Genomic DNA, 15152 nt, shown 5'->3' with positions numbered 1-15152 from the left:
TAACCACTCCATTATCATTTTGTTCAGTTCGTTTGGTCGTTCTTCTTGAATCCGATGTCCAGCATCTAAAGTTTCAATACCTATATTTGGTACAAAATCTTTGATAGTTGGAAGTGGTGGAATGATATCTTTCTCACCATAGATCATCAATGTTGGTTGATGAACAATAGGAGATACGTCGCCTAAGATATCTCAATATGTTTAATGGCATGGGCTGTAGGTTAACAAATATAAAGAATAGAAAAAGAGGTTCATTATTATTAATGATTATTATAGGAAGTTTACTTTAATTGATAAATTAAAAGAGTATGAAGATGATAGAGTTAATCTACTATCAGGTTTATAGCTTTTTTTATACTATCTAACAAAGATAAACGGGAACCTTGACAAGACTATGTAAAAAGCATAATATAAAAACATACCGATTGAATGTTTTTGCGAAAGGAGATAGTAATGGCTAAAAAATACACAGCAGAAGAAGCTAAATCATTAATATTAGATGTTTCAACTCAGTTATTTGTTGAAAAAGGTTATGAGAAAACATCTATTTCAGATATTGTTAAAGGATTAGACGGGTTAACCAAAGGAGCTGTCTACCATCATTTTGCGTCCAAAGATGAGATTATTGATGCCGTTGTTAGGCGATTTATACCTAAACAAGAGTCTCTTGAAGTTATTATGAATCAAAAAAAAGTAACAGGGCTGGAGAAGATACAAGCGCTTCTCTTTGAGGGCATGTTTAATAGCGATGCGAGTCAATCACGGATGTTGAGTTTTACTTTACTAGATAATCCTAAATTTTTTTCAATGTATATTCAAACGACGAATGACGTGATGGCTCCCCTAGTGGCAACCTGTTTGGTTGAAGGAAATCAAGATGGATCAGTGTCAGTTGAACAGCCGAAGCAAATGGCTGAACTGGCCATCTTAATCTTAAGTACCTGGTTTATACAAGCCTTATTTCCGAACACATCAGAAACCTTTTTTGAAAAAATTAGAGCAGCAAAAAGCGTATTGGAACATGCGGGTATGCCCATTCTTAGTGACGAGTTATTAACCGAGATTGACCAACAAATAATGAAAAAGGTGGCAGAATTAAATGATAAAGCATGATGAAAATAAACCATTGATGAGAAGGCTACTTGAAGGCTTTGGTAAGGTAATATTAGGGTGTATCATTGCTTTAGTCGTTTTCTTAGTGGTGACTTTCACTGTCCACCAAGTGAGTCTTAAGAGTGAGGTTAACCGAATTGAACCTTACGGTGAGAAGCTGCACATCTTTGATGGTGATATGACGATTGTGGATGAGGGGGAAGGAGAACAAACGATTTTACTTTTACCAGGTCAAGGAACAGCGACTCCTTATCTTGATTTCAAGCCAATGATTGATGAATTGAAGAAAGAGTATCGTGTGGTGACAATTGAACCATTTGGCTATGGGTTAAGTAGCCAAACGAATCGTCCTCGTAGCGTGGAAAATATAGTGGAGGAGATTCATCAAGTGGCAACCGCACTTAATTTATCTAAATACACGTTGATGGGTCACTCAATCGCGGGATTGTATGCTGTTAACTATGCGCAAGCTTATCCTGAAGAGATGGAAGGCTTTATTGGGATTGATTCAAGTACACCAGAGCAACCTTGGCCAGGGATAGATATGAGGTTGTTTGATTTCTTGAAAACAGCAGGTGTTTTCAGGACATTAATTAAAGTAAACCCGGAAGTGGGATTGGGTGTGTCAAAAGAGAATCCTAACTTTGAGCAGATGAAGCTAATAACAATGAAAAACATGAGTAGCCGAGCAATGAAAGAGGAGTTACAAGAACTGAGCAATAGTTTTCCTGAGTCACGTGGCTTAAGGTATCCAACAGATATGCCTGTTTTATTATTTGTAGCGGACAATGAAAACAATCAAAAAAATTGGTTGGAAATGCATCAGGATCAAGTGAAAGGTTTAGACAAAGGGACAGTGATTCAGTTGCCAGGTGCTCATTATTTGCACCACACACAAACGGAAACCATTGTGAAAGAAACATCTGATTTTTTAAACTAGTTAGAGGAGCTTAAGTGGAGGCAGTCAACCTTTAATATATACAAAAAGAAAAAGTGCTTACTCAACGTGAGTGGGCACGGTTATTCTTTTTCCAAATGTAATATCGGATAAGGTTTATCGAAACCATCTCTTTCACTTCTTGAGACGACTTTAAAACCATGGTTTAGATAAAAATCTTTTGCATGATGATTCTGTTCGTTCACATCGATTTTAGTTATATGCTTATGGTCAATGAGCCAAGTCAAAATGAGATGCCCGTAACCGTTACCGATTTTTTCGGGAGCCAGAAAGAACATATCTAATTCATGATGTCCTGTGCCAGTGAAGCCAATTGGCTGTTCATCAATAGACCAAATACGTAATTCTACCTGGTCTAGGAAATGGGGAATTTGTTCCTTATAAAAATGTAAGTCAGTGGTGCTAAGGAAATCGTGTGTGGCTAATACGGATTTCTCCCAAATGGTTAAAATCATGTGGTAGTCTTCTGTGGTTGCTAGTTTATTATTTAACATAATCATTCTCCTTTCTAAGTTTTATTGGCTACTTTGCGATTATTGTAATATAAAGAAAAAAATTTATCAATTATTGATTATATATGGAGCCAGCTCATATTTCCCTATTCAAGGCTGAACAGATATAATCAATATAACCAGATGAAGCAGAGGAGAGAGAATATGACAGTTAGTATCATCAATTTAGCCGATCAACCGCCACTACAGAAGGAAGCAGCCGAATGGTTTTCTAGTAAGTGGGGCATTGATGAAGGGATTTATTTAGAAAGTATGGTGACAGAAGGTGTGATTCCTAGTTGGTTTGTTGCAATCGAGGATGATACCATTATCGCTGGAGCTGGTGTGATTGACAATGATTTTCACAATCGACCGGATTTGACGCCAAATATCTGTGCCTTGTACGTGGAGGAAGGTTACCGGGGGCACAGACTATCAGAGAAGTTATTTAACGAGATGGAGCAGTATCTGATGTCTAAAGAAGTCTATCATCTCTATTTAATTACGGATCATGAAGGACTATATGAAAAATACGGGTGGTCTTTTGTGACACTCGTCGAAGAAGAAGAGACACAGGAACCGATTAGATTATACGGGAAGGAACTGACTAACTAAGAGTGATTCTAGTTGGAAGAATGAGAAACGTATTATGATGAGCTGTGTGGTTTGATAAAATAATTAGGCTGATACGGTGGCTTTTCCATTATGTAATGGAGATAGGTCATCGTATTTTTGTTGCACGTTTTCGTTCTATAAAAGAGAATATATAATCGTTACTCAGCGGAGGTGTTAATGAAGGTATACTAGTTATGGCGATAACGATTGTAATAGCTATTTTATAATAAATAGTTGCTATAACGATGGTTTTTGTCTATGATATAGCTATCATAATTTAATAAGGTTCTTTTTTTAGTTAGGAAGTGTAATTATCAATAATATCATAAACCAATCATCCAAAAGAATGATAAGTATGTTAAAAGTATTGGTACAAAACGACCGCCAGTATTCAATGAATGAGCTATCTGAGCGGCTGGATATATCAACGAAAACATTAGCGAAAGATTTGAAAGAACTGAGTTACTATTTATCTGATATTGAGGGATTGTATGTAAGGTACCAGTGTAACAATGAAAAGATTGAAACGAATGTATCCATAGAAGATTTTGTTATGATTCAGTCAACGATTCTATTAGATTCCTTAATCGTTAAGTTTATCTTTGAGTTGTTGGAGACTCCTAATAAAGATATCAATTATTATTCGGATAAGCTATATACGAGTAAATCATCTGTTTACCGAATGATTAATGAATTCAACGATTATTTTAGCGCCTATCAGATAAGGATAGGGAGTGAGGGAACCTTGTACTCTATACATTGTAAAGACGAATATAATTATAGACGCTTTGTGACGGGATTATTCCTTGAAGTGTATGGCAATGATGTTCTTAGAATTATGGATAGAGAAATGTGCCAATTGTTTAAGGAACGCTTATTACATATGTACCATGCTAATAAGGTGGACATTTCAGATGATTACATCGCTTACTATTCTTTGTTTTATTTTATTTCATTGACAAGGGAGCGAGAAGGACACCATGTTGAGTATTCTCCTCATTTCATAGGACAAGATGTTGAGGTAACGGATACTGAGATAGGTCAGTTAAACACAATGAATCTACTGGTAGAGACGCAAAGATTGCATGCCATAGAATCCACCATTTATATTTGCAACTATGCCTTATCTTCCGCCATTCAGAGGGAAGACATTCGAGTTATAACAGAACTCCTGGATACTATTTACACACAATACCATTTAGATGAAAGGGATCATTACGTATTTAATATGTTCATGGATGTGTATCTGGCTCTAAAATATTACAGCAAGACCTACGCCATTTATTATGACCGAATTTTTTTCTTTGTTGGCAATATAAAGAAAGAGCACCGTCATAATTATGTTCAACTAAAAGAATTACTCGCTTCTTTTGAAGACAAAACGGGTATTTCTTTTGCTAAGTATGAGGATTATTTGATCTATATCCTTGCGATTACCCATCCTAGTATTTTAAACCATATTTTTTATGACCCTATATTAGTAGTGAGTGAGATTTCTATAGAACATGCGGCTTTTCTTTCTGATTATATTAAGGAAAAATTGCAACTTAGCAGTGTTTATATTGATAATCTTACATGGATTGACGCAAAGGACATTGATACAAAGGAGCCATCAGAGTTTGCTTTTATCCTATCTGATGTGCCATTAGCTATTGAAAATAACATTGTTGTAGATATATTCCCATTTTTTGATGAGCAGCTACAAGAAATAAAGAATCACCTTCTAAGTTAACTTAGAAGGTGATTCTTTGTTTTTATAATGGATGATTTGGTTTTCTATTTCTTTTAACTTTTGGTGAGTGATGTATTCATCCACAATGATTCTCTGGTTCAACACCATTTTTTGATCATTAGTGATGATCAATCCTTTTGTTTTGAGAGAAGGGATAGCCGGAGTATCAATGGGATAAAACCGATAATAATAATTAAAATAAGAGTCTAATTGATGGATTAAAAACTGAGCGTGTCGTGTAGAAAATATACTATGGACGTATATAATCTCATTTTTATTAGCATGGGAACGAACAATGTTGGGGTAATAGACCACTAAAATATAACTGAGTAAGGGGGTATAGTCTGTTAAATCAATGTGGAGAATCTGTTGTATGTTCAAAATAATAGAATGTACCTCGCTATAGATATAGGGGGTATTTTCAAGTTCATGATAAAAAAACGTTAATTGGCTAATGAATAATTGTATCGGTACTTGATGAGAAATCTCATTTTCATATATTTTTCTGATAATATTAAAAAATGGCAGGATGGCGTCAAGATTATCCGTATTAAAGAGATCCCGTTGTAAGTAGTCAGTTAGCTTATAAAATTTGCGATTAATAAAAAAGACATTATCGGTATAGGGCGAATATAGAATGCTCTTTTTGATACGATCAAGGAGTTCTTCACGGCTGTCTTCCTTTGGGATGATGGGAGCCTCAGCTAAGAAAAAATGACCTTCTTCTCTTACAATAGAGACATAAATAAAGGCAAGATAGTAGTTTTTTAGGAATTTGTCGGTTGTAAAAATCTGTGCCACATGATGGTTCAATTCATAAATGATGTCGGTGTAATCGGAAATACTGTCTTCAAAATTAAAGAGATGCGTTTCCACCCAAAAAATACTCAATAACTCTCTGAGCAGTTGTTCTGACTCCGCAAAAATAAAATATTTGTGACTGACTCTTTTTATGTTAATTTGGTACTCTTCTAATTTACTGTTGACCTCCTTAATGTTTTTTCGTACGGAAGAAGCACTGACGTTGAGAAGGTCTGCGTAATAGTCAATAGTGTTAAAAGGTGTTAAGAATATGTGTTTAATCATTCGAACGTTTAATGAGCTATTCAGTATGGTTGATTGGATGTGTTTGATTTGTTGGGAAGAGGTATTGATAAGTTCTATGTCTTTCACATTGTCTCGTTTCATTTCCATATATTGACTAAACTGTTGTTCAAAATAATGAATGTCTCTTAAGACAGTGCTCTCTGAAGCGTTCACGACAGAAGCTAATTCATTTAATGATGCTTTATTATGATGTATGAGTAAGTAATCTAAAATGTCTATTTGACGTTGATAGACAGGTTCAAGTATATCTTTCATTTGAATCAACTCCTTAAATTGACATGATTCACTTTAAATATATCTTAAATACAGAAAAAAATAAATCAAAGACAAAGGCAATCTTTGTCATTTTTTCTTTTTATTTTTAAAAAATGACCGTTAAAGAAAAAGCGTGATATTTATATTTGTTTATAAAAAAATAAAATAAAAAGAAAAAGGGACATAAAGATATATTTTGTTCCTTTTTTGGATTTGTTATTAGCATTTTTAACGTCATTTTGACGAATATATGAATGAAAATAGGAATTATTAGCAAAAAAAATAATAAGATAACGATTATCATATAATTATCCAAGGTTTTTTATGTCTCATTTATTTATAGATTGTGGTAACAATATATGTTTATGAATAAATTGAAGGATTGTAAAGGGATGAGGTAGCTGAACTAATGATAGAATCAATCATCTGTTTTATGTATTGGTATCAGACAGAAACGCCTCGGTTATAAAAACGGAGGAAGAAGATACGAGGATACAAGGCTATTATTCTCAATACGTGTTAAGGAGGAGGAATATGAAAAAAATAATTGCTTGGTTATCTTTATTAACGATTGTTTTAACCTTATTGATGCCATCCGTTGAAGTGACTAGTGCGTCAAATAGGGAACAAAGGATTATCGATACGGATGAATTACAACTGACTGTCACTCCGACTCGTTCTAATCAGGAGATTGTTTGGACCGTTGATTATCGTAAAGAAGGGACGGAAAATCAACGCCTAAAGTTACGGCTGACTTCTGAAGGGGAAGAAGTGAGAGTCTTAAAAAAGAGACATTGGGAACAAAAGGAAGACTGGTTCACTGAGTTAAATGCAACACACTCAAGTGCTGGTTCTTTATCTCTCGTTACCAAAGAAGACATCCCTGAATTACGTTTAGAGGTCCAGATAGATACTGAAGAAAACATGGATGTTTTATCCGTAGATTTACAAGGACCTTACGAGCTTGACCTTCCCATAATTGAAGAACAAAGGGAGAAAGAAGAAGACAGTGAAAAACTGATTCTCGAATCTACTGAAACTAGCGAAATTGGCAGTGATGAAGGGAATATTACACAGCTAAGTGAGGCTCTCGACCCTCCCAAACATCAGCAGGTTAATCGATTCGAGCGCTTGTTGTCGGGAACAGAAAGACAAGGGACACTACCCTATACGGATCCCTTTGTATACAGCCATACAAAAGAAGGGGTGTTCCCTGAAGTATGGACAAATAAGTATTTAACGGGTTCAACCATTAACACCAATCAAGAGAACACAACCCGCAATTTTGACTATGGTAAAGCCTATCAGGGACCTCCAACAACGACAAATATTATTGGAGGGAATGCTAATCTACTAAATGGTTACCACGAACATCCAAGACCAGGTACAACATCTGAAAAGAGCAGTGTCTTAACAAAAAAAGTAGTGAAACCAACCACCAATCCGAATCAATTTGATGTATCTGTTGATGTGATTGCGGGGGCTTCAGAAGTAGCAAAACCTGTTGACGTAGTATTTGTTATCGATAAGTCAGGAAGTATGGCCAATGATATTAATGGAACCAATGTTGGTTTTTCTAGTTATAATTCGCGGTGGCAGATGACGAAACGTGCGCTAAATAAACTATCAAAAGGACTATTGGCTCCAGGGAATGATGTGCGTTTATCAGCAGTATCCTTTGGTTCAGATTGGAATAATAAAAATACGGCCGTTTGGGCGGAGCATTCGAATTTTAACAACACGCCATTTACAAATGATGCCACCACGTTCATGAACAATACTATTATTACCACGAATCCGACGACAAGTGGGACGCCAACCTATATGGGGGTTGAACTGGGAACGAAGATTTTACAAGAAAAGGCTCGGCCAGAAGCTGAAAAATTCTTAATTGTATTAACGGATGGTATGGCTACTTTTTATCCTAACAACACCAACCCTAAAGGCATTTCACAGTCTACAGTGACAAGTCAGTCTGGAAAAACAACGTATAAATTAACGTCTGGTAATTTTTTAGGTAACGGGACGGAATCTTCCGATAATCCGAAGAATTCTTATGATAATACCATCGTTTATTTAAACAATCGAATTTATAACAATAGGTATTACCCAAACGTGGGTAGCTTTCATAAATATTCTATTGGTCTAGGTGCTTCTGGGCCGTATATCCCGGGAACACTTTCTGCGATTGGTCCTGATGGTCAGTTTGATGCTCAAAGCGAAGTTGATTTAAACAAAGCCATTGAAACGATTTCTCGTGTGATTCGAGGGTATGAAGATGTCTTTGCACTGGGAACTACGACGGATCCAATGAGTCAATATGTAGACCTTGTTGATGATGTGTCTACTATCCGATTTGATGCCTTAACGTTAAAAAAAGGGACCCCTAATTCTCTCGATATTATCGGTCAAGGGACGCCAAACTTCCCATTGTACGCACAAATGATCCAATCAAATGCCAAAGTAGAAGATAACACGATTAAGCTTTCAGAAATGAACCTTTCAGGCACGAGTCTTGAACGATTTGGTATTCGTTTTACTTATAAAGTGGAATTAAAGGAAGAATACAGAGATGGCAGCTTTTATCCAGCAAACGGCCCTACTTCAGCTAAAGCCTTTAATTACGGAGAGTCCATTGGCTTTGCTGTACCATCAGTTCGAGCGGATGTTTTTGATATACCTGTGAAAAAAGAATGGGAAGATGAAGGGAACCGTTGGGGGAAACGACAAGATATCACCCTTCAGTTAGAGTCAAGAAGTGGTTCGGGTGATTGGGAAAAAGTGAAGGGAAAAGAGGTCACTCTTCCAGCAGATGCCACAGGCCAAGAGTTGGAACATGTGTTTAACCGTTTAGCTAAAAAAGGGCCATCGGGACAGATGATTCATTACAGAGTTATTGAAACGTCGGACGGCAATCAACGTGTCTTAGGTTATCACACTCCTTCTTACGACAAGGAACAAGTCACTGGAGAGACTGCTAATAAAACCATCACTATTAGAAATGAATTAATGACAACGCCGATTGAATTAACAAAAATTAATGGTGGAAAAGCAAAGTTAGAAGGAGTCGTCTTTACCCTTTCCTCTGAACAAGAAACAGATATGATTCAAGAAGTCATCTCTGACAAAGAAGGGAAAGTAAAGTTTCATCCTTTACCAATTGGGAAATATGTTATCAGAGAAAAAGCAAGTTTGGCTGGTTATGAGCCAATTAAACCAATCCCATTGGAAATTAAACAAAATATCGCTACAGGAGAGCTAGAAGTTATTGGTTTACCAAAAGACAATGACATCGTTAACTATATAAAAGAATTTGAGTTAAACCTTATCAAAGTGGATCAAGACAACCAACCCGTCATGGGAGTGGTCTTTGAATTAACCAATACGGCTGATGGGACAAAAGTAACAGCTGAAGGAAACGAATTAGAAGGAAACAAGTTTACCTTCACCTCTTTAAAACCTGGAACATACAGGTTAAAAGAAACCGTGACACCTGAGAATTATGTGGGATTAAAAGAACCCATCACCCTTGTCATTAGCGAATCAGGTAAGGTAGCTGTGGATGGAAAAGAGGATACAGCAACGGTCGTGTTAGGTGAAAAAAATACGATTGAACTGACAGTTACCAATAGTGTGAAAGGCTTGCTACCTGCAACTGGGGGGACTGGGACAAGAACCTATTTAGTTACCGCCATGGTATTAGGTGCCCTTTTGGCTATAGTAGGAGCTTACTATGTTTATCGTCATCATAGAGGGGGGAGAGTCAAATGAGAAAAGGGACAAACGTATTTTCTTTTTTGTTTTTGCTCACTCTTACTTTGAACGTAGGGTGTATTACACAAGTACAGGCGGAAGAAACACCAACCATCCAAACAGAGATTGTCTTACATAAACGAATGTACATTGATCCTAAAGCAGAACCAGAAGATATTTTAAACACGGGAACGCCAATGCCAGATGCACCATTTATGGATAAGGAAATAGCTTATGGGTTAAATGATGTTGTCTTTGAATGGTATGATGTGACGGATTATGTGAAGCAACAACAAAAGGATAATAAAACACAACAAGACATCCAAACCTATTTTCGAGACACAGAGCCTGCCAGGTTAGCAGAAACCTTTAAAGCTAATTTGTTAGATACGGTAGTTACTAAAACCATTGAGGGTGAGAGTGGTATGGCAGTGATTCACACGTCTTCTAAGGAAGAAACACCTGCGTACTTAATACTTGAAAAAGCAGCACCATTAGTCAAAGGACAAAAAATCATCAAGATGGCAACACCGATGCTTGTGATATTGCCCGTAGAAAATCCTTTAGAAGAAGGAACGAATTTAGCTACCATTCACTTATATCCAAAGAATGCACAGTATAAAGTACCTGTTCCAGATGAAAAAGAACCACCTGAACCAAAGCCAACACCAAGGCCTAAGAAACCCTTCTTACCACAAACAGGTGAAGTAAAATCAATCATGGCATTATTGGGAGTCGTGCTGACGGCCGTAATTAGTTATGTGTGGTATAGAAAAAGGAAGAATCACCGGAGTATTTAAGGTATGATGCGTCATATTTAAATAAGAAAACAAAAATAGGAGGAACTATAAATGAAAAAAATAACCAAAACGTTAAAAACATTAGCGTTGAGTCTGTTAGCTTTGCCAGTTGTTTTGGGAGCCATGGGTTCTATGCCAGTTTCTGCAGCAGAAGTGACCACTACAGCGGATGTGACCTTGCATAAATTAATTTACACGGATAATCGAGGGACAAAAGAAAACACAGGATCGGAAGATGCTAGTTTTACAGGTGAGCCACTAGACGGTGCTGAATTTACTGTCTATGATGTGACAGCACAGTATAAAGGATTACGTTCAGGGGATAATCCTTTATCTCCTGCGGATGCGATTGCTAAGCTTCAGAAAGAGTACGTTGCAAACGAGACAAATAAAGTCATAGCAGGGACAACTAGCAATGGGGGGCTTGTCACATTTTCTGATTTAGCCTTAAAAGCAGCGGATGGCAAAACCGACCAAGTCTACTTATTCTTAGAAACGAAAACACCGAACACAGTGAGTGTGACACAAAAGTCAGCACCTATCGTTCTTGGTATGCCAATCTATAAACTAGATGCAGAAGGTAAATCAACAGACACTTTAAACACAGACATTCATTTATACCCAAAAAATGAAACGCGTTATGACACAAAAGAATTTATAAATGTGGGCAATCAGTTTGAGTGGGACAAAAATGGGGACGGAACTGACTATGTTAATGTATCAACCGGTGACGTTTTGGACTTTAATGTCACACTCAATATACCAGCTGATATTGATCAAAAAGACACTTATACATTAACTGATACACCATCTGATAATCTAAAATACGTAACAGATTCTTTAGGTCTCTACTTCGATGGTGGACTAGTTAAAGACGTTGATTATACATTGACTGAAAAAGGAAATGGTTTTGAATTATCTTTAAAAACACAGAGCAATAAAGTACAAGCACTAGCTGGTAAAGCAATCGTTGTGGGTTACCAAATGACCTTAACCGCTGATGTTAAACCAGAACTATTAGAAGAAAATAAGGCCATCGTTAAGATTAACAATGAAACAGTAACAGAGATGGTGACACATCAAAAACCAACAGATCCAGAAGACCCAACTGATCCGAAAGATCCAGAAGATCCGAATAAACCAACGGATCCAAAAGACCCAGACGATCCAGAAAAACCAACAGATCCTAATGACCCAGATCCAGAGGACCCACCAGTAAAATTCGGAACAGGTGGCCGTAAGTTCATCAAAACGGATGCTCAGTCAGGCGAGGCATTAGAAGGGGCGGAATTTGTGGTGAAACAAGGCGCAAACTATGCTATCTTTACAACGCATAAAACAACGGGTGAATATGTGTTTGCTGAGTGGACAACAGACAAAGCGAAAGCAACGACACTTATTTCTAACAAAGAAGGTACATTTGCTGTAAAAGGGTTAACCAACGGAGATTATGCCTTAGAAGAAACCAAAGCACCAACTGGGTATGCGTTGTTGACAGATGTTTATAACTTTACAGTGGTGCATGGTAAATATGAAGACACCTCTTTCCTAGAAACAGTTAAGAACACACCAAAAGGGTTGTTACCAGCTACAGGTGGTAAAGGTATTTATGCCTTTATCGCAGTGGGAACAGCCATGATGGCTATAGCGTATGTTTGGTTTTCTAAATCTAGAAAACAAGCGCACGTCTAATCGGAATAACGAATGAAACAATTAAGGGTAACTGCCATTCAGGGGTTACCTTTTCTTTTTAAGTTGAAAAAATTAGATATAGTACATCTATCAGAGGTCGATGTGGCTCTCTAATTTTTTGAGCAAATAAAGGAGGTAGTTTATGACAAAGCAAAAAGAGGAACGACTCAATCTAATCTTAAAATTACTGATGGCTTTACTGTTCATTTCAGGTGTCATGGTTTTTTCGTATCCTTTCGTCGTGGATTCAATTAATAATTATTATGATCAAAAAGTTATTGAAGCTTTACATAAAGAAAATCAAGCAGCGTTTAACCAAAAAAAAGCAGCACAATTAGCAGAAATGACTCAACGCAATAAAGAGTTAGCAGCCAATAAAAAGAGCCTAAATATCCCTGGGATGGGAGCAGTTGAGGATCCCTTTGCCTCTGCTTTAAATACTAAAGGAGTTAAGCAAAAACCGGATTATTATAAACAACATACTATTGGAGCAATTTATATTCCGAAGATCCATGTGAGTTTACCTTTATTTGATGAAACAACGAATGAGTTATTAGAGGTTGGTGCGACCGTTTTACAAGGGAGTTCTTTTCCAATTGGTGGCGAGGATTCTCATTCCGTTATTACAGGACATAGTGGTTTGCCAGATAAAAAATTATTGACTGATTTGAACAAATTAGAACTGAAAGACGTGATATATATAGAGGTTGGGGATGAGACGTTGGCTTATGAAGTGAATCGTTTTAAGACGGTATTACCGGATGAGTTGGACGATGTTAAAATCCAGAACGGCCGAGACTTAGTCACGCTTGTCACTTGCACCCCTTATATGGTTAATACCCATCGGTTACTAGTGACCGCCCATCGTATCCCCTATAGTGCGGAACAAATGAAAGATGACAAACAGAAAACACAAGACTATCATAAACGTCGTTTTCGTGCATTTCTGATTGGCTTTCCTTTTCTTTTTGGTCTTATTTTTTATTGGATGTGGCGTAAATTTGTTTATTATCAAAGCGGTAAATACACCTATGATTTTATCTTTACTGTCCACCAAAATAGTAAGCCCGTGGTAGGTGAGGTATTTGTGTTAACAACAGGGAAAGACGTTGTGCGCAAACATAAAAAGACATTAAAGGCAGTGAGTGATGTCAACGGAGAAGTCTGTTTTCATCAACTACCTGGTGGTAAATACTGGGCTAGACCACGTCAATCAAAGAAAGGCCCAATGGTAAAAGGTTATATTCATTCATTGAAGGATAAACAATTTGTGTTGCGTGGTAAACGTGAGAGTTTTAAAACGATTAAGACCGAGAATGGAAAGAACTATTTACTTGAATTGAGGAAAAAGAAATGAAGAACCCACGAAATAAATTAATCTCACAAATAGGTATGTTACTCTTTTTTTTAATAGGTCTTCTGATTATGACGTATCCGTTTTATATCAATGCACTGAACCATGTTATCGACCAACAACGAGTTGCTGTTTATTTAAAAAACGAACAAAAGAAGTTTGAGCAGAAAAAAAGCGAATTAGCTGAAGAGAATAAAAAAAACGAAGCCTATTTTTCGCCAAGAAGTGATCCTTTTAATGAAGAAAAACCGACTGATAAAACCGAAGCTTATTTTTATCAACATTTGATTGGTACGATTGACATCCCTAGTCTATCCCTTAATATCCCATTATATGATGAGACAAACAATGAATTACTTAATAGAGGAGCCACCGTATTAGAAGGAACCTCCTATCCTGTTGGTGGTGAGGGAACCCATTCCGTTATTTCTGCCCACCGGGGACTACCACAACGCACATTGTTTACTAACCTTCCTGAATTAAAACGAGGGGACCTCTTTTTACTTCACGTATTAGGAGAGACCTTAGCTTATAAGGTACGGGATACTCATGTAGTGTTACCAAACGAAACAGATATATTGAAAAAAGAAGGGGGTCAAGATTTAGTAACACTAGTGACGTGTACACCGTATATGATTAATTCCCATCGGTTGCTAGTGACAGGTTACCGTGTCCCCTATACGCCAAAAATCAAGAAACAACAAGAAGAAGGGGACAAATGGCGTAAGCTTAAACAGTGGCTGATCATGATAGGAATGGTTATCGCAGTTTTATTATGGGTGCTTCTTTTATGGCGACATATTCATTTATACCGGTTGCGTCAAATGACAATGACAATTGAGCTAGTGATTGTTAACCAACATAAAGCTGTTACATTAGCCTTATTTGATAAAAAAGGGAAAAAACCTATGCTTCGTCATGGTGTTCCATATGACATCCATCTTGAACCTAATGATGTAGCCAAATTCACTGATTTACCTAGTAATATGTACAGCATAAAATGGAACAATCAACCATTGATGCAAGTGGGACGAAAAAAAATAAAGCAAGACATTCAAGTAGTAATGCTGAGTCCTTTGTTTAAGAGTGATACACAAGACCACGTGATCTATCTTAAAAAGGTAAGAAAGAAAAAGAGTACGGCAAGAAGATAAAGGTAATAAATTGTAGGAACATGGCAGAAGCTATGTTCCTATTGTTGTTGGATGAACCACGTACAACAAACTGTGACATAGATTTTTTATCAACAGAGTGCTACAATTTCACTGAAGGCTTCCTGTTT

Annotated in this window: 11 protein-coding genes; 9 read left to right on the top strand and 2 right to left on the bottom strand. The window is 36.9% G+C overall.

What is annotated here, in order from left to right; translation table 11 throughout:
* The first annotated feature begins 453 nt into the window (after positions 1-453).
* Both ACVWM0_RS06775 and ACVWM0_RS06770 read left to right on the top strand, forming a co-directional pair.
* On the top strand, positions 454-1113 hold the full coding sequence (locus tag ACVWM0_RS06775; protein WP_476471886.1) for a TetR/AcrR family transcriptional regulator: 660 nt from the start codon (positions 454-456) through the stop codon (positions 1111-1113).
* Positions 1100-2053: an alpha/beta fold hydrolase gene (locus ACVWM0_RS06770; RefSeq protein WP_476471885.1), complete on the top strand. Its 954-nt coding sequence runs from the start codon at positions 1100-1102 to the stop codon at positions 2051-2053. The genes ACVWM0_RS06775 and ACVWM0_RS06770 overlap by 14 nt, the downstream gene beginning before the upstream one ends.
* Before the next feature lie 80 nt (positions 2054-2133).
* On the opposite strand, the gene ACVWM0_RS06765 is transcribed toward ACVWM0_RS06770, so the two are convergent.
* A complete protein-coding gene (locus ACVWM0_RS06765) occupies positions 2134-2565 on the bottom strand; it encodes a GNAT family N-acetyltransferase (RefSeq protein ID WP_476471884.1) in 432 nt (143 codons plus the stop codon).
* 162 nt (positions 2566-2727) lie between these two features.
* On the opposite strand from ACVWM0_RS06765, the gene ACVWM0_RS06760 reads away from it, so the two are divergent.
* On the top strand, positions 2728-3177 hold the full coding sequence (locus ACVWM0_RS06760) for a GNAT family N-acetyltransferase (protein ID WP_476471883.1): 450 nt from the start codon (positions 2728-2730) through the stop codon (positions 3175-3177).
* A gap of 355 nt (positions 3178-3532) precedes the next feature.
* A complete protein-coding gene (locus ACVWM0_RS06755; RefSeq protein ID WP_476471882.1) occupies positions 3533-4909 on the top strand; it encodes a helix-turn-helix domain-containing protein in 1377 nt (458 codons plus the stop codon).
* Here the strand turns inward: ACVWM0_RS06755 and ACVWM0_RS06750 are convergent.
* Positions 4901-6271, bottom strand: coding sequence for a helix-turn-helix domain-containing protein (locus ACVWM0_RS06750; RefSeq protein ID WP_476471881.1), 1371 nt, complete (start codon positions 6269-6271; stop codon positions 4901-4903). The genes ACVWM0_RS06755 and ACVWM0_RS06750 overlap by 9 nt on opposite strands.
* A 534-nt stretch (positions 6272-6805) precedes the next feature.
* Between ACVWM0_RS06750 and ACVWM0_RS06745 the strand changes: the two genes are divergently transcribed.
* The 5 genes from ACVWM0_RS06745 to ACVWM0_RS06725 all read left to right on the top strand — a co-directional run bounded on the left by ACVWM0_RS06745 (position 6806) and on the right by ACVWM0_RS06725 (position 15024).
* The gene (locus ACVWM0_RS06745; RefSeq protein WP_476471880.1) at positions 6806-10042 is read left to right on the top strand and encodes a SpaA isopeptide-forming pilin-related protein; all 3237 of its coding nucleotides are present in this window, start codon (positions 6806-6808) and stop codon (positions 10040-10042) included.
* Entirely contained in the window at positions 10039-10824 is a 786-nt protein-coding gene (locus ACVWM0_RS06740) for a pilin N-terminal domain-containing protein (protein ID WP_476471879.1), read from the top strand. The genes ACVWM0_RS06745 and ACVWM0_RS06740 overlap by 4 nt, the downstream gene beginning before the upstream one ends.
* Before the next feature lie 51 nt (positions 10825-10875).
* Positions 10876-12516 (top strand): SpaH/EbpB family LPXTG-anchored major pilin, encoded by a 1641-nt coding sequence (locus tag ACVWM0_RS06735; protein ID WP_476471878.1) that lies wholly within the window; start codon positions 10876-10878, stop codon positions 12514-12516.
* Positions 12517-12658: 142 nt separating this feature from the next.
* Positions 12659-13873, top strand: a complete 1215-nt coding sequence (locus tag ACVWM0_RS06730; protein ID WP_476471877.1) for a class C sortase — start codon at positions 12659-12661, stop codon at positions 13871-13873.
* Entirely contained in the window at positions 13870-15024 is a 1155-nt protein-coding gene (locus ACVWM0_RS06725) for a class C sortase (protein ID WP_476471876.1), read from the top strand. Before ACVWM0_RS06730 ends, ACVWM0_RS06725 begins: the two co-directional genes overlap by 4 nt.
* Positions 15025-15152: the final 128 nt, after the last annotated feature.

The organism is Vagococcus sp. 211, from assembly GCF_056322705.1.
The sequence above is the reverse complement of the archived record's forward strand: the minus strand, read 5'-3'. Positions and strand labels throughout refer to the sequence as shown.